This is a genomic window from Erythrobacter sp., assembly GCF_024305245.1.
Lineage (GTDB): Bacteria > Pseudomonadota > Alphaproteobacteria > Sphingomonadales > Sphingomonadaceae > Erythrobacter.
This window is the reverse complement of sequence record NZ_JAMWYX010000006.1, coordinates 70475-92930: the sequence shown is the minus strand read 5'-3', so window position 1 is coordinate 92930 and position 22456 is coordinate 70475. Positions and strand designations below refer to the sequence as shown.

Sequence of the window (22456 nt, the reverse complement as noted above, 5' to 3'; positions counted from 1 at the left end):
GCGGATAGCAGGACGCTGGCCAGATGCGCTGGGTGAACCGCACCATCGGACGCGGCAATGCGCTGCTGCTGGGCGCGCTGCCGCTGGCGCTGCTGGGGCTGACCTACATCATCGCCGCTGCCAGCCGCAACGCCGCCAATCCGTCCGACAAGATCCTCCCCCTGCCCGCCGCCATGATCGAGGCGATGGCGGTACTGGTGTTCGAAGCCGATCCGCTGTCGGGCCAATACCTGTTCTGGGCGGATACGCTGGCCAGCCTGCAGCGACTCGGGTTCGGGCTGGGCATCGCCACGCTGTCGGCGCTGCTGGTGGGCCTGGTGCTGGGCGCGTTGCCGCCAGTGCGGGCGACATTCGGACCGACAGTGACGGCCATCGCGGTGATCCCGCCGATTGCGCTACTGCCGATTTTGTTCATCGTCTTCGGCCTCGGCGAAACCGCCAAGGTCGCGCTGATCGTGATCGGCATCACGCCGTTCATGATCCGCGATGTCGCCGGGCACATCGCCGCCCTGCCGCGCGAACAGGTGGTGAAGGCGCTGACGCTGGGCGCATCGAGCTGGCAATTGCTGCTGCGCGTCGCGCTACCCCAAGCCATGCCGCGACTGATCCAGAGCCTGCGGCTGTCGCTCGGCCCGGCATGGGTGTTCCTGATCTCGGCCGAGGCGATCGCGGCGGACGTGGGCCTCGGCTACCGCATCTTTCTTGTCCGGCGTTACCTCGCGATGGATGTGATTCTGCCCTACGTCGCGTGGATCGCGCTGCTCGCGGTGGCGATCGATTTCCTGCTCACCCGCTCCAGCCGCAGCCTGTTCGGCTGGGCGCACAAGGCGGGGCATTGAGCCGGTGTTGAGCCTCAACAACGTTTGGGTCGAATATGGCGAGAAGGTGGTGCTCGAACGAATTGCGCTCGACATCGACGAAGGCGCGTTCGTCTCGATCATCGGACCATCGGGCGCGGGCAAGAGCAGCCTGCTGCGCGTCATCCTGGGGCAGGACCAGCCGAGCCGGGGCACGATCATGCTCGACGGCAAGCCGCTGCCCGCCGAATGCGGGCCGGATCGCGGGGTGGTGTTCCAACGCTATTCGGTGTTCCCGCATCTGACGGTGCTGGGCAACACGCTGCTGGGTCTGGAACTGGCGCAGGCGCCCTTCACCGCCCGCCTGTTCGGCAGCGCGCGGCGCGCCGCCATCGCGCAGGCCGAGGAAATGCTGGCGGCGGTCGGCCTGTCCGATAGCCTGAATCTCTACCCCACCGAAATGTCGGGCGGAATGCAGCAGCGGCTCGCCATTGCGCAGGCGCTGATCAAGCGGCCGCGCATCCTGTTGCTGGACGAACCTTTCGGCGCGCTCGATCCGGGCATCCGCACCGATATGCACACGCTGATCACCCGGCTGTGGCGCGAATTCGGGCTGACGATCGTGATGGTCACGCATGACATCAAGGAAGCCTTCGGTCTCGGCACGCGGGTGCTGACGCTCGACAAGCGTCGCCACGATCCGCACGCGCCGAACCGCTATGGTGCAGGCGTGATCTACGACATCGCGCTGACCCGCCGCATGGCAGCCGAAGCGGAGATCGAAGCCGGTATTACGATTGACAAGAATGGTAATAATTGAGATGGTTTCTGCATGAGCACCGAGCCTTCCCGTCTTGCCCGCCTCAGCATGAGCCTTCCCGCTGACCTGTTCCGCCAGCTCGACGTGATGGTCGACGAACGCGGCCTGCCGTCGCGCTCGCAACTGATCGCCGAATTGATCCGCCATGCGCTCGCCGAGCATGAGGCACTGACCCGCCCCGATGATATGCTCGCGGGCACGGTCACGATTGTCTACGCCGGCGGCGGTGGGCGGGTGCGCCAGCAACTGGCCGAAACCCAGTCCGATTACCTGAAAGAGGTGATCTCCTCGCAGCACGTGTTCCTCGAACAGGACCAGTCATTGGAAGTGCTGCTGGTGCAAGGCCCGGCGGTCCGGCTGAAGCAGCTGTGCGATGCGCTGCGCACCATCCGCGGCGTGCAGCAATTGCAGCTGGTCACCACCACCGCGCTGTTGCCACCACTGCACGAACAGGACGCAGCCAGCGAAACCGCAGGACAGGAGGCCGCCGAATGAGCGCGAATCTCGCCGATCCGAAAGCCGCGCGCGATCATGCCCGCGCGCAAGGCGGCACGCGGGTGGAGGCAATGCCGACCCTGCCGCCTGCCGCCGACGATCTGCCCGATGGCGTATCGCCTGACGATCTGCTGTGGGAAGAAACCATCGCGCCGGGCGGCTATGCCTCGCGCCGGATCGCGCGCGGCACGCGGCTGCGGCTGATCGATACCGGCGGCGATGCCTGCGCCAGCCTCAACATCTACAACGCCGAACTGCCGACCGAACGGCTGAATGTCGCGGACACGGTCAAGGTCCAGTGGAACGCCTATCTCGGCACGGGCAAGCTGCTGCTGGGCGACATGGGCCGGGTACTGGCGACCATTATCGCCGACGATGCCGAAACCCACGATGCGTTCTGCGGCACCTCCAACGCCGCCACCAATGCCGCGAAATACGGCGAAGGGCGCAATTCCGGCGTGTTCCCCAACGGGCGCGACCGGCTGATTTTGGGCGCGGCCAAGCACGGGCTGACCCGGCGCGATGTCCACCCCTGCATCAACCTGTTCAAGGGCACCCGGATCGAAGCCGACGGCGCGATCACGCCGGTTGCTGGCCCCTTCGCACCGGGACGCAGCGTCATCCTGCGCGCCGAGATGGACGTGATCGTGGTGCTCGCCAATTGCCCCCATGTCCGCGATCCCCGCGCCGAATGGCACAGCACGCCGCTGCGCGTCACTGCATGGCGCGGCCCCGTCACGCCGGAAAACGACACCATCCGCAACGCCACGCCAGAAGGGCAGCGCGCCTTCCTCAATGTCGAGGACTACTACCGCCGCTGAGCAGGAAGCACGAACACCAATGACTGACGACCCGGCCCTCTCCGGCCTTTCCGGTGCCATTGTTCACGACGAAATCGTACCCGCCCGCGCGCCGTGGCTGCACCACGTCGCCGCCGGGCAGACGCTGCGGATCGTCGATGTCGAGGGCAATCAGGCGGTCGATTTCCTGATCTACGCCGCTGCCGACGATGCCGAGCGTTACAGCGCGCAGGATACGGTCGCAGCGCAAGGCAATTTGTTCCTGCGCACCGGCACCGTGCTGCTGTCGAACGAAGGCAATCCGATGATGACCATCACCGGCAGCGCGGTCGATTACCACGATACCATCGGCGGCGCGTGTTCATGCGAATCCAATACCTTGCGTTACGGACATCACACCAAGTCGCAGCACGCCTGCGTCGAGAACTTCCTCGAAGCCAACCTGTGGGAAGGGCGCGGGAAGCGCGACATGGTGCCCAACATCAACTTCTTCATGAACGTGCCTGTCGAGGATGACGGGACGCTGGGCATCGTCGACGGCATCTCAGCGCCGGGCCTGACGGTCGACCTGCGCGCCGAGATGGATGTGATCGTGGTGGTGTCCAATTGCCCGCAGATCAACAATCCGTGCAACGCCTTCAATCCCACGCCTGTGCGCATGATCGTGACCGCATGAGCTTCGATACGGTCCTGGTGGCGAACCGGGGCGCCATCGCCACCCGGATCATCCGCACCTTGCGGCGGATGGGGCTGCGGTCAGTTGCGGTCTATTCCGAAGCTGACGCAGGCTCGCTCCACGTCGCGCAGGCGGACGAAGCCGTGTGCATCGGCCCTGCGCCTGCCAGCGAATCCTATCTCGATGTCGCCGCGATCCTGAAGGCCGCGAAGGACACCGGCGCGGGCGCGATCCATCCGGGTTACGGCTTCCTCGCCGAAAATGCCGAGTTTGCCGAGGCTTGCGCGGCGGCGGGCATCGCCTTCATCGGCCCGACACCGGACAACATCCGCACCTTCGGCCTCAAGCACTCCGCCCGCGCGCTGGCGCAGGCGCATGATCTGCCGCTGGCGCCCGGCACCGGGCTGCTGACCGACGAGGACGAAGCCGCCGAAGCCGCTGCACGGATCGGCTACCCGGTGATGCTCAAGGCGACCGCGGGCGGCGGCGGCATCGGAATGCGCATCTGCGCCGATGAAGCCGCGTTGCGCGAAGGGTTCGCCACCGTCGTGCGGCAGGGCGAGGCGAGTTTCGGCGATGCGGGCGTGTTCCTTGAACGCTACATCGCCAATGCCCGCCATATCGAGGTGCAGATCTTCGGCGACGGCGCGGGCCGCATCATGCCGCTGGGCGAGCGCGACTGTTCGCTGCAACGCCGCAACCAGAAGGTGGTCGAGGAAGCCCCTGCCCCCTGCCTGTCCGACACGAAGCGTGCCGAGCTGATCGCCGCCGCCGTGCGGCTGGGCGAGGCAGCGAACTACCTCTCCGCCGGGACGGTCGAGTTCCTGTTCGATGCCGACCGTGCCGAATTCTTCTTCCTTGAAATGAACACAAGGCTTCAGGTCGAACACGGCGTCACCGAGGAGGTGATGGGGATCGATCTGGTCGAATGGATGATCCGCGGCGCAGCGGGCGATTTCGCGTTCCTCGCTGCGCCCGCGCCGATGCCCAAAGGCCATGCAGTGCAAGTGCGGCTTTATGCCGAAGACCCGGCGCTCGATTACCGCCCGACCACCGGCACGCTCACCAATGTCGCCTTCCCCGAGGATATCCGGGCCGAGACATGGGTGATGGCGGGCAGCAATGTCAGCGCGTGGTACGATCCGATGCTGGCCAAGCTGATCGTCCATGCCGGGACGCGCGAGGATGCGATTGCGGCGATGCAACACGCGCTCGCCGCCAGCCGCATCGACGGGATCGAGACCAACCTGCGCTGGCTGCGCGACGTGCTGCGCGAGCCACGCTTCATCAGCGGCGATGTGACCACCCGGCTGCTTGCCGGGGTTGTCCATGCCCCCGCGAGCATCAGGGTGATTTCGGGCGGAACGTCCACCACGGTGCAGGATTGGCCCGGACGGCTGGGCCTGTGGGATGTGGGTGTGCCGCCGTCGGGGCCGATGGATGATCGCTCGCTCCGGCTCGGCAACCTGCTGCTCGGCAATCCGGAGGGCACCGCCGGGTTGGAGATTACCGCCAGCGGGCCGACATTGCTGTTCGAGGCGCCCGCGCGCATTTGCCTGACCGGCGCGGATTGCGGCGCGAAGCTCGACGCCGAAGCGGTCGCGCGCGGCGTGCCGATTGATATCGCCGCCGGGCAGACGCTCACCATGGGCCGGGTCAGCGGCCCCGGGATGCGCGGATACATTCTGTTTGCAGGCGGGCTGGATATTCCCGCCTATCTCGGCAGCGCGAGCACCTTCACCCTCGGCCAGTTCGGCGGTCATGCGGCACGTCCGCTGGTCGCGGGCGATGTGCTGCATCTGGGGCAGGCAGAGACAGCCGCGCCTGCCGTAGCCGAAAGCCTGCCCGAACTCGGCAAAAGCTGGGAAATGCACGTGCTCTACGGCCCCCACGGCGCGCCCGATTTCTTCACTCCGGACGATATCGCCCGCTTCCTCGAAGCCGATTGGCAGGTGCATTACAACTCCAACCGCACCGGCGTGCGGCTGGTCGGCCCCAAGCCCGAGTGGGCGCGCCGCGACGGGGGCGAGGCGGGGCTGCATCCGTCGAACATCCATGACAATCCCTACGCCATCGGCGCGGTGGACTTTACCGGCGACATGCCGATCATCCTCGGGCCGGACGGGCCATCACTGGGCGGCTTCGTGTGCCCCTTTACCGTGATCGCGGCGGATCGCTGGAAAATCGGGCAACTGGCGCCCGATGACCGAGTGCGGTTCGTGCCAGTCACCATCAATGACGCCATGGCGGCCAACGCCGCGCCGCTGACCGTAGCGCCCGAGCCCACCTTGGCCCGCACGATTTCCGACTTGTCACCCGTCCTCGCCGAACTCCCAGCCGAAGGCGCGCGCCCGCGCACCACCTATCGCCAGCAGGGCGACCGCAACATCCTGGTCGAATATGGCGATATCGTGCTCGATATCGAGCTGCGCATCCGCGTCCATGCGCTGATGCGGGCGCTGGAGGACGCCGCCCTGCCCGGCGTGATCGACATCACCCCCGGCATCCGCTCGCTACAACTGCATTTCGATGGGCAAGTGCTCGATCAGCCCCGCGCGCTCGCCGCGCTGATGGCGGCCGAGGCGGCGATGGGCGATCTCGACGATTTCACCATCCCTTCGCGCATCGTCCACCTGCCGCTGAGCTGGCGCGATCCGGCGATCACCGAGACGATCGAGAAGTATATGGCCGCCGTGCGCGACGATGCGCCGTGGTGCCCGGACAACATTGAATTCATCCGCCGGATCAACGGCCTGCCGGATAGCAACGCGGTCGAGAACCTGATCTTTGATGCCAGCTATCTCGTGCTGGGTCTGGGCGATGTCTATCTCGGCGCGCCGGTCGCCACCCCGGTCGATCCGCGCCACCGGCTGGTGACCACCAAATACAACCCGGCGCGCACCTGGACTCCGCCCAATGTGGTCGGGATCGGCGGGGCTTACATGTGCATCTACGGGATGGAGGGGCCGGGCGGATACCAGCTGTTCGGGCGGACCATACAGGTGTGGAACACGCACCGGCAGACGGACGCCTTTGTCGATGGCAAACCGTGGCTGCTGCGCTTTTTCGACCAGATCCGTTTCTACCCTGTCTCGGCCGAAGAACTGGCCGATTGGCGGCGCGATTTCCCCACCGGGCGGCGCTCTATCCGGGTCGAGGAAAGCACCTTCCGGCTGGCCGATTACCGCGCCTTCCTTGCCGACAATGCCGATAGCATCGCCGCCTTCGAAGCCACGCGTCAGGCCGCCTTCGATGCCGAGCGGGGTGCGTGGGAGGCCAGCGGAGAATTCGACCGGGTCACCGATCTACTTGCCGAAGATGCACCGGTCGAAGCGGTGGCGATCGCCATTCCTGAAGGCGCAGACCTGATCGAGGCACCTTTTGGCGGTTCGGTGTGGAAGCTGCTGGTCGGCCCCGGCGACACGGTGGAGGCGGGCGACGTGATCGCGGTGATCGAGGCGATGAAGATGGAGTGCCCGTTCGAAAGCCCGGCCAGCGGCACCGTCGCCGCGCTCTACATCACCGAACGCCAGTCTCTCCAGCCCGGCGCGCCGATGCTGGCCCTGAGGAAATCGCCATGACCGCGCCCGAACGCCTGTCCGCCAGCGCCATCGCTGCCGCCGTCAACGCCGGCGAAACCAGCGCGGTGGCGGTGATGGAGGCCGCGCTTGCCCGGATTGCCACCTATGACGCGGTGCAGCCACAGGTATGGATCAGCCGCGCCGCGTCGCACGATCTCATCGCCGCCGCACGCGCTATCGACGCACGCGTGGCCGCTGGCGAGCATCTGCCGCTGGCGGGCGTGCCTTACGCGGCGAAGGACAATATCGATGTGGCGGGCTTTGCCACCACTGCCGCCTGCCCGGCCTTCGCCTATCGGCCGGAACGATCCGCCGGGGTGATCGAACGGCTCGAAGCAGCGGGCGCGATCTGTGTCGGCAAGACCAATCTCGATCAGTTCGCCACCGGACTTGTCGGCACGCGCAGCCCGCATGGCGCGCCGCGCAATACCTCCAACCTCGCCTATGTCAGCGGCGGTTCCAGCTCCGGCTCGGCGGTTGCGGTGGCGGCGGGGCTGGTCGCCTTTGCGCTCGGCACCGACACAGCGGGATCGGGACGGGTTCCGGCCGCGTTCAACCACTTGGTCGGCCTCAAGCCCAGCAAGGGCCGCTGGAGCACGCGCGGGCTGGTTCCCGCCTGCCGCAGCATCGACTGCATTACCGTGTTCACCGACGCGCTCGGCGACGCGCGGCTGGTGGATAGCGTGGTGGCGGGATTTGACCCAGCAGACCCATTCTCGCGCCCGCTTGCCGATGCGCCGATCTCGGGCAAGCGCATCGGCATCCCACGCCCAGACCAGCGCGTGTTCTTCGGCGACATCCAAGCCGAAGAACTTTACGCCCGCGCTTTGGACGTGCTGGGCGACAGCGGCGAACTGGTCGAAGTGGACATCGCACCGCTGCTCGAAGCCGCGCAACTGCTTTACGGCGGCCCGTGGGTGGCCGAGCGTACCGCCGCTCTCGAAACGATGCTGCGCGACAATCCCGAAGCCATCGATCCGGTGGTGCGCAGCGTGGTGGAGCCGGGGCTGGATATCAACGCAGTGGAGGTGTGGAACGGCATCTACCGCCTCGCCGAACTCGCCCGCCATGCCGAGGCGCTGTGGCAGGACGTTGACGCGCTCGCCTTCCCCACCACCGGCACCACCTACCGCGTCGCCGAACTCGCGGCTGCGCCGGTTGCGCTCAACAGCAATCTGGGGCGCTATACCAATTTCGTGAACCTGCTCGACATGGCGGCGGTCGCGGTTCCGGCGGGCGCGCGAAGCAATGCCACCGGGTTCGGCATCACGCTGATCGGCCCCGCACATAGCGACCTTGCCCTGATCGACATGGCCGAAGCCTACCTTGCCGCTGCCGCCCTGCCCGCCCTGCCCCCGCTCGATACCGGAGATCACATGGACACGATCAAACTCGCCGTCGTCGGCGCTCACCTTGAAGGCATGCCGCTGCACTGGCAGCTGACCAGCCGCGACGCGGTATTTGTCGGCGCTTTCACTACCGCGCCCAATTACCGGCTTTACGCGATGGCCGATTCTATCCCGCCCAAGCCTGCGCTGGTGCACAGCGCGGACGGCGCGGCGATTGCGCTGGAGGTGTACGAACTGGATATGGCCGCGTTCGGCAGTTTCGTCGCCGAAGTCCCGCCGCCGCTCGCGATCGGCACCGTCACGCTTTCCGATGGCACCAGCGTCAAAGGTTTCGTCGCCGAACCGCGCGCGCTCGAGGGGGCGCAGGACATCACGCATCTGGGCGGCTGGCGCGCCTATATCGGGGGGCTGTGATTGCCGCACTTCGCCGCCGCCCTTGCCTTACGATCCCGCCGGACATCGCAGCCGTGAACGGACCTGCGACCGATAGCCTGCTGGCATGGCTGCGCGACAGCGGCGAACAGGGCCATGCCGATGCGCTGTCGGCGCTGCTTGCCGAGAACGCTGCGCTGACCCGCGCCAAGGACGCCGCCGAAGCCGCCAACGAGGCCAAGACCCGCTTCCTTGCCAGTGTCAGCCACGAAATCCGCTCGCCGCTCAACGCGATCTATGGATACGCCCAGCTGCTCGAACGCGGCGACGGCACAAACGCGGTGGAGGCCGGCAAGGTGATCCGCCGCAGCGCCGAACACTTGTCGAACCTGGTCGAAGGGCTGCTCGACATCGCGCAGGTCGAAAGCGGTTCGTTGCGGCTGGCGCGCGACACGATCCGCCTGCCCGCATTCGTCGAGCAAGCGGTCGACATGTTCCAGCCGCAGGCCGCGATGAAGGGGCTGTCGCTCCGGCTGGCAGCGCCCGCCAGCCTGCCCGAATTCGTCCGCACCGATCCCAAGCGGTTGCGGCAGGTGCTGATCAACCTGCTATCGAACGCGATCAAGTTTACCGACCACGGCGAAATCGCGCTGAAAGTGCATTACCGGAACGAACTCGCCACGTTCGAAGTTGCGGACAGCGGCATCGGCATCGCGCCTGCCGATATCACGCGTATCCTGCTGCCGTTCGAACGCGGCGGCGGCGCCTCTGCCGAACGCGCAGGCATCGGGCTGGGCCTCGCGATCACGCAGGCACTGGTGCACATCATGGGCGGCGAACTGCGGGTCGAGAGCACGCCCGGCGAGGGATCGCGCTTCATCGTCCGGTTGATGCTGTCGCAGCCGCTCTCCCCGCCCACCGATCTGCCGGAAGGCGAACCGGCGCGGCTCTATCTCGGGCGTGAGCGCAGGCTGCTGCTGATCGACGATGACCCGGCCCACCGCGAAGCCTTGCGCGGCCTGCTCGAACCGCGCGGCTTCCGGGTGCTGAGCGCCGGGGGCGGCGAACAGGGGCTGACCGTCGCGGGGGAAGCGCAGCCCGATCTGGTGCTGCTCGACGTGGCGATGCCCGGCATGAGCGGGTGGGATGTCGCCGCGCAGCTTCGCGCACGCCACGGCCCGCGCCTGCGGATCGTGATGCTGTCGGGCGAAGCGGCGCAATCCGGCCCGCGCGGTGAAACCGGCCCGGCCAACGACGTGTTCGTTGCCAAGCCGTTCGATTTCGGCGTGCTGCTCGATATCATCAGCGAGCAGCTCAAGCTGGAGTGGCCGCAAACAAACCCGCGCGAGGGCGCAGGTGCTGCGCAGCACGACCCCGTCCTTCCCCCCCTGATGGCAGCCGAAGCGCGGCCGCATCTGGCCGAGATCGTGCGGCTGGTGCGGATCGGCCATGTGCGCGCGATCGAGGCACGAATCGATGCCATCGCCGCACTGGGCGAGGAAGCTGCCGCACTGGCCGAACGGATGCGCGTGCACCTTGATGCATTCGATCTCAAATCGCTCGCCGCGCTCGCCGGAACGGAGGATCGCCATGGTCGCTAGTGATCCCGCAGGCACGCGGCGCGATTGCATTCTCGTGGTCGACGACAACCCGGAATCGCTGCGGTTTCTGGTCGACACGCTGGAGGCCGAGAGCATGGACGTGCTGATCGCCCGCAGCGGCGAGGCGACGCTCGAATTGCTGGGCGAAGCCGCGCCCGACCTGATCCTGATGGACGCGTTGATGCCGGGTATGAGCGGGCTGGAGACGACCCGCCGGATCAAGGCCGATCCGGCCACCGCGCATATTCCGGTAATCTTCATGACCGGGCTGACCGATCCCGAACACGTAATCGCCGCGCTGCAGACCGGCGGGGTGGATTATGTGCGCAAGCCGGTGGAGGTCGGCGAGCTGCTGGCGCGCATGCGGGTGCATCTCGCCAACGCGCGCACCTCCTACCGATCGCGCCTCGCGCTGGGGCGGGCCGGTCGCAGTCTTGCCGCGGTCAGCCCGCAAGGTGACCTTGTCTGGTGCACGCCGCAGGCCGAAAGCCTGTTCCAGCGCCTCGATCCGGCGTGGGAGCTGAACAGCCCCACTCCGCCCGACGCCATCCGCCCTGCCCTGCGCCAACTGCTGATCGATCCGGGCCATACCGGCGCGGTCAATCTGGCGCTGGCGGGCATCGACATCGAAATCGCGCTGGCCGAAAGCGACCGGCCGGGCGAAGCGCTGTTCAAGATCACCGAGGCGGGCGAGGCATCCAAGGTCGAACTGCTACTGCGGCAGACCGGGCTCACCCGGCGCGAGGCGGAAGTGCTGCTGTGGGTCAGCTATGGCAAGACCAACCGCACCGTCAGCGAGATTCTCGGCATTAGTCCGCGCACCGTCAACAAGCATCTGGAACAGGTTTTCCGCAAGCTCGGCGTGGAAACCCGCGCCGCCGCGACCGCCATCGCCGTGCGTTACCTTTCCGAGTGAGCCGAGCGCGCTGCACGGCGCGGATGAACTGCCGATCCCGCCCTACGTCATTCGCCCACTTCCGCGTGAAAACCGCTGCCGATAACGCCGCGGTCACCATGGTTCACATTCGACATGCCTGTTTGTCATGCCGGTGGGTCTTTTCGGGCAAATCGCCGCACGAATTGACGCTTTTTTGACGGTCCGATCGGTTGACCGTGATGATGCCGAGCCTGACAGAGCATGAGTGCAGACGCGAATTTCTGATTGGAGCGCGCAATGGCCGGAGTACAGGTTGGAAATCGGATCATCGGCGCTGATGCGCCGGTAACCGTCGGCTGGGAAAATATCGGCCGGGTCGAAGGCGGCCCGATCAAGCAGTTCGTCTTCACCCACTTCCAGCCGGCCGTGCTCTTCGGCCTGATCGCGTTCTGGTATTATGCACCCAACGAATGGGCACTGGCGTCGATCGGCATCATCATCGGCCTGTGCTTCAAGGTGCTGCTGCTGGGGCTGGAATGGGTCAATCCGCGCTATCGCAGCTGGCAGCTGACGTGGAAGGAATTCGCCACCGACGTGTTCTATGTCGGCCTCGGTTACACGCTGCTGCGGATGGTCGACACCTATATCGGCGACGGTGTGATGATCGAGGCGGTGCAGGGCGCGTTCGCGTGGGAAAAGTTCTCGTGGTTCACGAGCCTGCCGCTGCTGGTGCAGGCGCTGATGATCTCGATGATCTTCGACTTCGGCCAGTACTGGATGCATCGCGGGATGCACAACTGGTACCCGCTGTGGCTGACCCACGCGCCGCACCACTACATCACCCAGCTCAACATCAACAAAGGCGCGGTCGGCAATCCGATCGAACTGTTCCTGATCGGGCTCGGGATCGGCGGGTTCTTCGACTTCCTGCCGCGCGCCTTCCTGATTGCCGGGGCGCTCGGCATGGCGGTGGGCACCTATCAGCACATCAACGTGCGCTTCAATACGCCGCGCTGGTGGCGGTTCATCTTCAACACCACCGAACACCACAGCGTCCACCACTCGCAGGATTACGAAGCGACCCGCAGCAATTATTCGGGCACCTGGATCATCTGGGATCGCATTTTCGGCACCTGCGTCGATGGCGAGGCCGAACTGCTGGGCATGGAAGGCGGTCGCCGGATGGACATCCGCGAAACGATGCTTTTCCCCTTCACCGAAGCCTACAAGGACTTCCGCGCGTGGCTGAACAAGCCGGCAGATGCGCCAGAGCCCGCAGCCGCGCAAGCGACCGTCGCGCACCAGCCGGAACCGGCAGAGTGATCCGGAAGACCGGGGGCGGTCTGTGAGCATGCATGTCAATCTACCCTATATCGACCGCATCTGGCGGGCGCGGGGCGAAGTCCTGCTCGATGAACCGCTGACCCCTGACGAGGCATTTGATCGGCTCGATCCGCTGTTCCAGACCGCGGGCAGCGCCTATGCGGTCGAAGGCGACACGCTGGGCTATTCCAAGCACAACCCCGCCGCGCAGGACAAGCTTGCCACCTTCACCCGCGGCACGCTGCGGCTGGATCGGCAAGACGGCCGATCGCGGCTGGTGTTCGACGTATCGAGCACGGCGCTGCTGCTCTGCTTCCTCGCACCGCTGCTGTTCCTCGGTTTTGCGCAGACGATGGTGGCGCTCAACGCCTGGGACGTAGCCGGAACCGGCGCGGTCGACGCCCGCGAAAAGGACAAGGAAGCCGAGAAGCCCAAGGTCAAGCAGGAGCTTCATCCGCTCGACAAGCTGCTCGGCGCGCCCGAACCCGACGATCCGGACAAGAAGAAAGACAAGGAAAAAGACAAGAAGAAGAAGGAGAAGTTCGATCCGACCCGGGCTTATGTGCTCGCCGGATTGTTCTTCGTGATCTACCTTGTCGGGCGTGTGCTCGAACCGTGGCTGTTCAAACGCACCTTGCGCGCGGCGCTGGCAGTAAAGCCGGAAGACGCCGAAGCGCTGGAAGATGCTCGGGCCGGGGCTGGCCCCTCGCCCCAGCCCGAGGCCGGTTGAGCGCGCCGCCGCTTATAGGGCAGCCCCGACCTCACACGATTGATTCCATGCTGCGCCGCATGCCCATGTAAACGCATGGGCACTCTTTAGTAGTGACCAAATCATGGTAGACGTGGCTTCACACGTTCTAAGTCAAATGGCGCATGGCGGCGCCCCCTGTAAATCATCATCAACATGTCGGTGACGTTGCTCGGCAGGGGAATGTGCAGCTTCACGGTGTGAACCTGTGCATTTTTACGACGCAGGAATGCCAAGCGAGAGGAGGAATACCTTTACCCATTCAATCGGGGGCATTGATGAACATCACCACACACGCGCTTATCCGCCGCACTCTCCTTTCCACGACCTTGCTGAGCGGCCTTGTCGCTTTCTCGCCTGCCGCCGCCGCCGACGACGATGCGGCGCCTGAGGTTCTCGCCGACAGCGCCGCTGCCGATGCCAGCGCCGATGGCCCCGATGAAGAGGCAATCGTCGTTACCGGCTCGCGCCTGCGCCGCGATTCCAACCTTGATTCCCCCTCCCCGGTGGTCACCATCACTGCCGACGCCTTCCGCGGTGAGCAGGAAATCACTGATACGCTGCGGTCGATCCCGGCGCTGGCAGGCTCGATCAGCTCGGCGCAATCGGTCGCGCCCGGCGAGCTCGATTCGGGCGCAGCGGTCGGCGCGGCAACGCTCAACCTGCGCGGGCTCGGCGCGGAACGCACGCTTGTGCTGGTCAATGGCCGCCGTCATGTAGCGGGCGTGGCCGAAACCTCGGTGGTCGATATCAACTCGATCCCGGCCTCGCTGATCAAGCAGGTCGAAGTCCTCACCGGCGGCGCATCCGCGGTCTACGGCGCGGACGCTGTGACCGGGGTGGTCAACTTCATCCTCGACCGCGATTTCGACGGGCTGGAGCTGGGCCTGACCGGCGGCATTTCGGATAATGGCGACGGCGAGAACTTCGATGGCTACGTCAAGTTCGGCAAGAATTTCGCCGAAGACCGCGGCAATGTGACGCTGGTGGGCGAATACAGCCGCGATAATGGTCTGCGGTTCGGCGATCGGGCACAATTCCGCAATGGCAATATCGCCAGCAACGGCCCCAACCCCGCGCTCCGCTTCCAGCGCGGCGATCTGGGATCGGGCACCCCCAACTTCAGCGATTTCTTCAGCCTCGACAACGGGTTCTATCCCTATGGCTTTGTCATTCCGACGCCGGGTAGCTCGCGTTACAATGCGATCTTTCCAGCCGGAACCGCGCCCACGGCAGCCGAACAGCAGTTGATCGACCGCGCGCTGGCGGCCCCCACCCGGCTGATCGGATCGCAATACCAATTCTCGATCACCTCGGGCGGCGGCATCATCATCCCCGGCAACTTCGCCGATCCGCTTTCCGACATCGACGGTAACGGCCAGAGCGACTGCACCGAAAGCTTCGTCGGCTTCAACGGCCTGTTCGATTACAACGGGTTCGGCGCGGTCGGCGGTTGCTACATCGCCACCGAAACGGGCATCAACGTGATTGATGACGGCCTTATCGCCAGCAACTTCAACGCCTTCGGCGGCGACGGGGTGATCTTCGACAACAACGGCTATCTGATCCCCGAGAGCGAACGCTACAGCATCAACCTGCTGAGCGATTTCGATATCAGCGACAGCCTCAACATATATTTCGAAGGCAAGTATTTCCGGCAGGAAACCACCTTCGGCACCAACCAGAACTCGTTCTACGATCTCCTCACCATCGCGCCGGACAACCCCTTCATCCCCGATGTGCTGCGGCCGATCTCCGATGCTTCGGGCGGGCTGTTCATCACCCGCGACCCGACCGATCTCGGCCCCAATATCGACACCAACATCTCCGAGACATTCCGCTTCGTCGGCGGGATCAAGGGCCAGCTTTCGGACGAGGTCGACTTCGACATCTCGGCCAATTGGGGCCGGTACGACCTGAAGCAGATCAACCGCAACAACGTGCTGTATGATCGCTTCCTCGCCGCGATCGACGTGACCACCGATGCGCAGGGCAATGCGGTGTGCCGCAGCGAGCTCGATCCCACCGTGCGTTCGCCCTCGACGCCGTTCGGCATCCCGACCGGCGAATTCGGCTATCTCACCTTCGTTCCGGGTCAGGGTCAGTGCCAGCCGGCCAACCTGTTCGGGGTGGGTTCGATCAGCCAGGAGGCGGTGGATTTCATCACCACCACCACCATCAACAGCGCCCGCACCGAACTGTTCGAGATTCATGCGCTGGTCAGCGGCGATACCTCGGCCTTCTTCAACCTGCCCTATGACAACATCCAGTTCGCGGTGGGCGCGGAATACCGCGAGGAAACCAGCCGCTCGCTGTTCGATCCGCTGGTGCGCGGCATCCTGCCGGTGACGACAGCCGACGGAACGGCCGGACAATTCGTCGGCGATGCGCCGGGCTTTGACGGGTCGGGCTTCTCGCAGACTTCGCTCGGCACCCCGCCGGACGGGTTCTTCCAGGATTCGGGCGGCGGTTACGATGTGGTCGACATCTTTGCCGAGGTCGGGACAACCCTGATTCAGGACGTGTTCGCCATCCAGGAGCTGCGGCTCGAACTGGCCGGGCGGTTCTCGGATTACAGCTCGGTCGGGTCGGTCTACACCTATGCGATCAACGGTTTCTGGTCGCCGATCGAGGATGTGCGCCTGCGCGGCACCTATTCGCGTGCGGTACGGGCACCGAACATCTCGGAATTGTTCGCCCCGGCGCAGGCCGCATTCTTCCGCCCCTTCGACCCGTGCGACCAGACCGAGATCGACCGGCTCACCGCGTCGGGTGATCCCAACATCCAGAACCGGGTGACGAACTGCCGCGCCGATGGCATCCCGCAGGGTTTCTCCGATCCGCTCAGCGCCCGCTTTGCCGGCACGATTTCGGGCAACGAGGATCTGAAGCAGGAAACCGCCGACACCTACACCTTCGGCATGGTGCTGCAGCCGCGCTACATTCCCGGTCTCGCGCTGACGGCGGATTACTACAACATCCGGATCGACGATGCGATCAGCACCATCGGTGCGCAGGACGTGGTCGATAACTGCTATGACAGCACCACCTTCCCTAACGATTTCTGCAACAGCTTCACCCGTAACCGCGATTCCGCTTCGGCGCAGTTCCTCGGCTTCAATTCGCTCAACCTGACGACCATCAACTTCGTCCGGATCGAAACCGCCGGTATCGATGCGTCGCTGTCCTACCAGACCGCCATCGGCGATCACCGGCTGGGCGTGTCGGCAACGGCTTCGTGGGTCGACAAGATCGATTTCTTCTTCGATCCGACCGATCTGACCCGGATCGACCCGGAGCTGCGCGAAATCCAGCGTCCCGAATGGTCGGGCCGGGCGACCGCCACCTATGGATACGGCGATTTCAACCTCAACTACACCGTTACCTATCTGGGCGAGATGGCGCTGCGCGGGGTCGAGATCGAGAACCTTTCTGCGCAGTTCGGCCCGGCAGGGCTGACGGGCGAGACCTGGACCCACAATCTGGGCGCGGGCTACACCTTCCCCGACATGGGGCTGGAAGTGTTCGGCGGGGTCAACAATCTCACGGACGTGAATCCCTTTATCACCGAACGCGCCTATCCGGTCAGCCCGATCGGCCGGTCGTTCTTCCTCGGCGTGCGCTGGACAATGTAGGTTCGCTCGCCGCAGTCGGCCTCAAACAGCCGGGGAGCCAGAAGTGGCTTCCCGGCTGTCATTGCCGGTGCAGCAGGCGAAGGATGCGCCGGTGAAGATCAGATTGATGCCGACAAAAATGTCGAGGAACGCCACGGACCAGCCGCTTGGCAGGCCCAACAGCACCAGAATGCCGAGCGCGAGTGCAATGAGGCCGGTGACAAGGAACAGCCACCAGGCGCGCTGAGGCCGGATGCGGAAGGCCAGCAGGATCCGCGCGACGCCGTCGGCCGCGAAGAACGCGCCGAACATCACCGTCAGCGCCAGCAATCCCGCAAACGGATTGGTCAGGAAGATCAGCCCTCCGACGATATAAAGCACGCCGAGCAACCCCTGCAGCGCGGTGCCCCGCCAGCCGCGCACCCGCACCGCGTGGATCAGCGTGAGCACACCGCCCGCGATCAGCGAAACGCCGACGGCGAACTCCAGCGACCATGCTGCCAGAAACGGGAACAGCAGCGATGCCGCCCCGATCACCACCAGCAACAGTCCGAGGGCAATGAACCATCCGCGCCCGATATTCGGCGGCGCCAGCCGGGCGGCGGATCGTTGGATCATGCTGTTCTGCATATGCGGCCTCCTGTCGTTGTCCTTCGATCTGGTAGGACACCGCGCGGCTGCTTTCCCTAACCCGGCCTCTCTGTCTGCCGATTGCCTGACACGACCCGCCGATGGCGATGATGTGCAGGGGAACATCCCCCCCCTGCGTGGCATTGATCGGGAAAGGAGAAATTTCATGCCCGACCGCCAGAGCCGCCATCCCGATAATGATCTGATCGACGACCTGACCGCCGAGGATACCCCTTCGCAGCAGGGTTCTGCGGGCGGCAATGTCGCCCGCCGCGTCGGCAAGCGGGCCGAGGAAAAGCGCGCGACCGACCCCGACAACCGCGAGCCGGTGATCGGATCGGACAATCCCGCCGACGATGCCGTCAAGGGCGAGAAGACGATGCGCAAGATCAAGTCGGGCAATCAGGGTTGAGCGCCTAGCCGTACCGACCACCAATGCCAGCCGACGCCGCGTTCCAAATGATTGTCAGCTTGTCGCGCTGGTGCTTTGCTTTGCTGCCACCCGGCGCAGGGCGTTGACGTAAACCTCGGGCTCCTGCGCGCCGGGGATCAGGAACTTCGCACCCGACGCGTTGGCAACGATCATCGCCGGAACGCCTGTAATGTTCATGTCCCACGCCTCGTGCTCCTCCGCCACCACGCGGGCTTCCAGATCCGGATCATCGAGCGCCGCCTTGGCCGCCTCTCGGTGCAGGCCGACGCTGGCGGCGATATCGAGCAGCACGCCGCGCTCCCCCAGCTTTGCGCGCCGGTTGAAATGGGCGCGGAACAGCGCGAGCTTCAATTCGGTCTGAACCTGCGGCCCCGCCTGTTCGAGCGCGAAGGCCACCAGCTTGTGGCACAGCCTCGTGTTCCACATCATCGCGGGCGGTGCCTCGCCTTCGCCCTCGTAGGACAGCGACACGCCCGCGCCTTCGGCAATCGCCTTCATCCGCCCGCGCAGGCCCGCGCCTTCCGCGGCAGAACGGCCATATTTGCGTTGGAGGTGCGCTTCCTGTTCCTCGCCCTCGGTGGGCATCTGCGGGTTGAGTTCGAACGGTCGCCAACGGATTTGCGCCGCGATCTCGCCGTCGAGTTCGGCCAGCGCCTTGGTCAGTTGTCCGTACCCGATCAGGCACCACGGACACATGACATCGGAATAGATGTCGATGGTGAGAGCTTGGGGAGCTTGGGTCGTCATTTGTCGAGCCACCATGTCACAAGATGATGCGCAATCGCGAATTTCTGCGGGAAGATCAGCAATTCGTTGCCGTCCGGCCCGGCGGCGCGGGCATCCTCCAGTTCGGCGCGGGTGAACCAGCGGGCATCGTCCAGTTCGGTACGGTCGATGGTGATTTCCGGATCGTCCGCCACGCTCGTGCAGCCGATCATCAACTGGCTGGGGAACGGCCACGGCTGGCTGGCGATGTAGCGCACGTCGCGCACCCGTACGCCCGCCTCTTCGTGAACCTCGCGCGCGACTGCTTCCTCGATCGTTTCGCCCGGTTCGACGAAGCCTGCCAGCGCCGAATACATTCGCGGGGGAAAGCGCGGCTGGCGGCCCAGCAGCAACTTGTCCTCATGTTCAACCAGCATGATCGTGACCGGATCGGTGCGCGGGAAATGCTGCGCGCTGCACGCATCGCAATTGCGCTGCCAGCCGCCTTTGACCAGCTTTGTTGCCGCACCGCAATTGGCGCAGAAGCGGTGGCGCGCGTGCCAATCGATCAGACTGCGCGCCCCGCCATAGATCGCCAGCTCCTCGGGCCGCAGCATCTGCATGACCTGCCACGCCCGCGGCATGGCGGGGCCGCTTGCGCCCTCAGTGGGAACCGGAGCGAAATGCGCGCGGTCGTCCAGCATCCCGAGGAACACAAGCTCCGCATCCGGCTGCACATCGGCGAGCGTGTGCCACAGCAACCTCCCGTCATCGTCGAATTCGGGCAGCAGGCCATCGAGGTTCAGCACCCGCGCCCGCCAGTTCATCAGATTGCCGAGCGCCGCCGGATCGACGCGGATATTGTCCGCCCGGTCGATTGGCGATCCGGCGAAGGCCATCGCCCCGGCAGAAGCGGGAGAAACCGGCATCAGGCCGCTTTCTTGCCGCGCATCGCCGCCAGATCCGCCTCCATCGCGGCGAGGAATTCGTCGCGCACCGGATAGGCTTCGCTTGGCATGTACTGGGTAAACAGGGTCGAGCGCAGCTTCAGCCCGTAATCGACCGCCGCCAGCGTGCCCGCTGCGCCGCCCCAGCCGAATGTCTGCCCGACCGACCGGCCGCCTGCGCCGTGGCCCTGCCCCGCCATCCAGCTGCCGGTGGTATCGACCGTTGCGGGCAGCAGATCCGACGTGCCGACCCGCACCGCCTCCTGGCTCATCACCCGCACTCCGTCGATGGTGCCATAGCCGAGCAGCATCCTGAGGAAGCGGTCGTAATCCTTCGGACTGGACACCAGCCCGCCGCCGCCCGCAGGCACTTCGGGCGGGTCGAGGAAGATCGAATTGACGCCCGGATCGATCGGAAAGGCATTGCCGCCGATGATGCCGTAATTGTCGGTCAGCCGCGCCGCCTCGCTTTGCGGCACCTGCATCCACGTGCTGGCCATGCCGCAAGGTTCGAAGATGCGCTGGCGCAGGAACGCCTCGAAATCCATGCCGCTCGCCACCTCGATCACCCGGCCGAGCAGATCGATGCTGGCCGAATAGCTCCACTTGGTCGCAGGCTGATACATCAGCGGCAGCGTGGCGAGACGGTCGGCAAAGACCTCCAGCCCCGGTGCCGGTGTGACCGGTTCGATGCCGGGGATCGGCATCCGGCTGACCCGCCCGCCGACCAGACCCAACTCATTGAAGGCGGCCTGCAACGGCCCCCGGCTGATGATCTGGTACCCCAGCCCGGCGGTGTGGGTCAGCAACTGGCGGATGGTGATCGGGCGTTCGGCCGGGACGGTGTTTTCCAGCGGACCTTCGGGATCGACCAGCACCTGCATGTCGCGAAATGCGGGCAGGATTTCATGCAGCGGCTGATCCAGCCCCAGCTTGCCTTCGTCGATCAGGATCATCGTCGCCATGCCGGTGATCGGCTTCGACATCGAATAGATGCGGAACAGCGAATTTTCGTCCACCGGAGTGGGCCGCGCCAGCGACAGCGTGCCACCGCCGACGGTGTGGGCGTGAGGCTGCCGCCCCCAGCCGAAGGTCAGGAACATGTTGGCGACCTTGCGTTCCGACACGTAACGATTGGCCAGCGCGGCGACATTGGGCCAGTTTTCCGCGACATCATGCGCCAGCAATGTGCGTCCGAACGGCAGGCCGGAAAGCGCTGCGCCAGCCGCCAACAACGAACCGCCGCGAAACAGGGCGCGGCGGGACAGGACAGCGGCTTCGCATTCTTGGGGGGTCATGAGGCAGAATCTCCGATGGGCTTTGGCCCCTTGTCTGGGGCAGCCGGGCGCATGGGTCAATCGCGGGCACTGCCTGCGGGCTTGCAAAAGCGCGGTGTCCTATGCATATAAGACACATGCTCAACGCACTTGCCTTTATCATCGGCCTTATCAGCCTCGTCATCGTCATTCCGGCGCAGATCCCGCTTTTGGGATGGGCGAACTGGATCGCCTTGCCGCTGATCGTGCTGGGGATCATCATCGGCGCGCTGTCGTCCAAGGATGGCGGGCGCAATTTCTGTCTGGTCGTTCTGCTGATCGCAGCCGTGCGCCTGATGCTGGGCGGCGGTATCTTCTAGACGCTCGCCAGCGCCAGCCGCGTAGCCTTGGCGAACAAGGTTGCCAGCCCCGCGTCTTCGATCCCGCTGACCGGCCACCATTGCCCCTCGCCCGGTGGCGGCGTGTCCGTATCGAGGGCGATCACGCCCAAGGTCAGATGCGCATGGGTAAAGCCGTGCCGCACTGCGCCGAGCATCCGCCATTCGCCTGACACTGGCGGCTCACCCGAACCATCGCCTTGCGCGCTCCAGCCATCATCGGGCAGCGCCCGCATCCCGCCGAGCATCCCGCTGCCCGGACGGGTGACCAGCCACACCTCGGCGCCGTTGTTGCGGGTGATCCAGAACGCCGTGCCGCGCCGTTCGGGCACCGGCTTTTTCGCAGGTTTGACCGGCAGGCGCTCGGGATCGCCTGCGGCATAGCCCGCGCAAAGCTCGCGTAACGGGCACAGCAGACAGCGCGGTGCCTTGCTGGTGCAGATCTGCGAGCCCAAATCCATCATGGCTTGCGCAAAATCGCCTGCACGCATTGCGGGGGTGATCGTGCCAGCCGCAGCGCGGATCGCCTTGCGCGCTGCGGGCAAGAGTTCGTCAATCGCAAATAATCGCGCCGCGACCCGCTCGACATTCGCGTCGACCACCACTGCCCGCTGACCGAACGCAATCGCAGCGATGGCGGCGGCGGTATAATCGCCCAGACCGGGCAGTTGCCGCAGTTCCGCCTCGGTTGCAGGAAAACCGCCGCGCTCTGCCACTTCGCGCGCGCATTTCACCAGATTGCGGGCCCGCGAATAATAGCCCAGCCCTGCCCATGCCGCCATGACGTCGTCCTCGGGCGCGGCGGCCAGCGCATCGACCGTCGGCCAGCGCGCGGTGAACTTCGCGAAATAGGGTTTCACCGCCGCCACGGTGGTCTGCTGCAGCATGACCTCCGACAGCCACACTCGGTACGGCCACGCCGGATCATCCGGCAAGGTGCCGCCGGGCGGATTGCGCCACGGCAGATCGCGCGCATGGGCATCATACCAGCCAAGCAAAATGTCGGAGATACTGGCAGTCACGTCCCGCCTATG

The 22456-nt window shown here is 65.4% G+C and carries 19 protein-coding genes; 14 read left to right on the top strand and 5 right to left on the bottom strand.

Going from position 1 to position 22456, the window contains the following annotated elements:
* The first annotated feature begins 23 nt into the window (after positions 1–23).
* The 12 genes from Q0L48_RS10295 (at position 24) to Q0L48_RS10240 (ending at position 17074) form a co-directional block, all read left to right on the top strand.
* On the top strand, positions 24–839 hold the full coding sequence (locus Q0L48_RS10295; protein WP_296720544.1) for an ABC transporter permease: 816 nt from the start codon (positions 24–26) through the stop codon (positions 837–839).
* Positions 835–1617 carry an ABC transporter ATP-binding protein gene (locus Q0L48_RS10290; protein WP_296720753.1) on the top strand — a complete coding sequence of 261 codons (783 nt, stop codon included), beginning with the start codon at positions 835–837 and terminating at the stop codon, positions 1615–1617. The genes Q0L48_RS10295 and Q0L48_RS10290 overlap by 5 nt, the downstream gene beginning before the upstream one ends.
* A 12-nt stretch (positions 1618–1629) precedes the next feature.
* A complete protein-coding gene (locus Q0L48_RS10285; RefSeq protein ID WP_296720541.1) occupies positions 1630–2112 on the top strand; it encodes a CopG family ribbon-helix-helix protein in 483 nt (160 codons plus the stop codon).
* Positions 2109–2933 (top strand): urea amidolyase associated protein UAAP1, encoded by an 825-nt coding sequence (locus tag Q0L48_RS10280; RefSeq protein WP_296720540.1) that lies wholly within the window; start codon positions 2109–2111, stop codon positions 2931–2933. The genes Q0L48_RS10285 and Q0L48_RS10280 overlap by 4 nt, the downstream gene beginning before the upstream one ends.
* Before the next feature lie 19 nt (positions 2934–2952).
* On the top strand, positions 2953–3588 hold the full coding sequence (locus tag Q0L48_RS10275; RefSeq protein WP_296720538.1) for an urea amidolyase associated protein UAAP2: 636 nt from the start codon (positions 2953–2955) through the stop codon (positions 3586–3588).
* Complete coding sequence (gene uca / locus Q0L48_RS10270) at positions 3585–7169, top strand: urea carboxylase (protein WP_296720537.1); 3585 nt, start codon at positions 3585–3587, stop codon at positions 7167–7169. The genes Q0L48_RS10275 and uca overlap by 4 nt, the downstream gene beginning before the upstream one ends.
* The gene (gene atzF, locus Q0L48_RS10265; RefSeq protein WP_296720534.1) at positions 7166–8932 is read left to right on the top strand and encodes an allophanate hydrolase; all 1767 of its coding nucleotides are present in this window, start codon (positions 7166–7168) and stop codon (positions 8930–8932) included. The genes uca and atzF overlap by 4 nt, the downstream gene beginning before the upstream one ends.
* Positions 8933–8985: 53 nt before the next feature.
* A complete protein-coding gene (locus Q0L48_RS10260; protein WP_296720533.1) occupies positions 8986–10491 on the top strand; it encodes an ATP-binding protein in 1506 nt (501 codons plus the stop codon).
* Positions 10481–11407 carry a response regulator transcription factor gene (locus tag Q0L48_RS10255; RefSeq protein ID WP_296720532.1) on the top strand — a complete coding sequence of 309 codons (927 nt, stop codon included), beginning with the start codon at positions 10481–10483 and terminating at the stop codon, positions 11405–11407. The genes Q0L48_RS10260 and Q0L48_RS10255 overlap by 11 nt, the downstream gene beginning before the upstream one ends.
* 258 nt (positions 11408–11665) lie before the next feature.
* Positions 11666–12691, top strand: a complete 1026-nt coding sequence (locus Q0L48_RS10250; protein WP_296720530.1) for a sterol desaturase family protein — start codon at positions 11666–11668, stop codon at positions 12689–12691.
* A 28-nt stretch (positions 12692–12719) separates the two neighbouring features.
* Positions 12720–13421, top strand: a complete 702-nt coding sequence (locus Q0L48_RS10245) for a hypothetical protein (RefSeq protein ID WP_296720526.1) — start codon at positions 12720–12722, stop codon at positions 13419–13421.
* Between the two features lie 296 nt (positions 13422–13717).
* The gene (locus Q0L48_RS10240; RefSeq protein ID WP_296720525.1) at positions 13718–17074 is read left to right on the top strand and encodes a TonB-dependent receptor; all 3357 of its coding nucleotides are present in this window, start codon (positions 13718–13720) and stop codon (positions 17072–17074) included.
* A gap of 21 nt (positions 17075–17095) precedes the next feature.
* On the opposite strand, the gene Q0L48_RS10235 is transcribed toward Q0L48_RS10240, so the two are convergent.
* Complete coding sequence (locus Q0L48_RS10235; RefSeq protein WP_296720523.1) at positions 17096–17671, bottom strand: HdeD family acid-resistance protein; 576 nt, start codon at positions 17669–17671, stop codon at positions 17096–17098.
* Between the two features lie 178 nt (positions 17672–17849).
* Between Q0L48_RS10235 and Q0L48_RS10230 the strand changes: the two genes are divergently transcribed.
* Complete coding sequence (locus tag Q0L48_RS10230; protein ID WP_296720522.1) at positions 17850–18095, top strand: hypothetical protein; 246 nt, start codon at positions 17850–17852, stop codon at positions 18093–18095.
* 54 nt (positions 18096–18149) lie between these two features.
* On the opposite strand, the gene Q0L48_RS10225 is transcribed toward Q0L48_RS10230, so the two are convergent.
* Genes Q0L48_RS10225 through Q0L48_RS10215 form a run of 3 tightly spaced genes read right to left on the bottom strand, consistent with a single transcriptional unit; the run spans position 18150 to position 21066 of the window.
* Positions 18150–18863 (bottom strand): DsbA family oxidoreductase, encoded by a 714-nt coding sequence (locus Q0L48_RS10225; RefSeq protein ID WP_296720519.1) that lies wholly within the window; start codon positions 18861–18863, stop codon positions 18150–18152.
* A complete protein-coding gene (nudC, locus tag Q0L48_RS10220; protein WP_296720518.1) occupies positions 18860–19750 on the bottom strand; it encodes an NAD(+) diphosphatase in 891 nt (296 codons plus the stop codon). The genes Q0L48_RS10225 and nudC overlap by 4 nt, the downstream gene beginning before the upstream one ends.
* A complete protein-coding gene (locus Q0L48_RS10215) occupies positions 19750–21066 on the bottom strand; it encodes a serine hydrolase (RefSeq protein WP_296720515.1) in 1317 nt (438 codons plus the stop codon). Before Q0L48_RS10215 ends, nudC begins: the two co-directional genes overlap by 1 nt.
* Before the next feature lie 116 nt (positions 21067–21182).
* On the opposite strand from Q0L48_RS10215, the gene Q0L48_RS10210 reads away from it, so the two are divergent.
* Positions 21183–21404, top strand: a complete 222-nt coding sequence (locus Q0L48_RS10210) for a hypothetical protein (RefSeq protein WP_296720514.1) — start codon at positions 21183–21185, stop codon at positions 21402–21404.
* On the opposite strand, the gene Q0L48_RS10205 is transcribed toward Q0L48_RS10210, so the two are convergent.
* Positions 21401–22444: an A/G-specific adenine glycosylase gene (locus Q0L48_RS10205; RefSeq protein ID WP_296720512.1), complete on the bottom strand. Its 1044-nt coding sequence runs from the start codon at positions 22442–22444 to the stop codon at positions 21401–21403. The two genes, Q0L48_RS10210 and Q0L48_RS10205, sit on opposite strands and share 4 nt — an antisense overlap.
* Positions 22445–22456 lie beyond the last annotated feature (12 nt).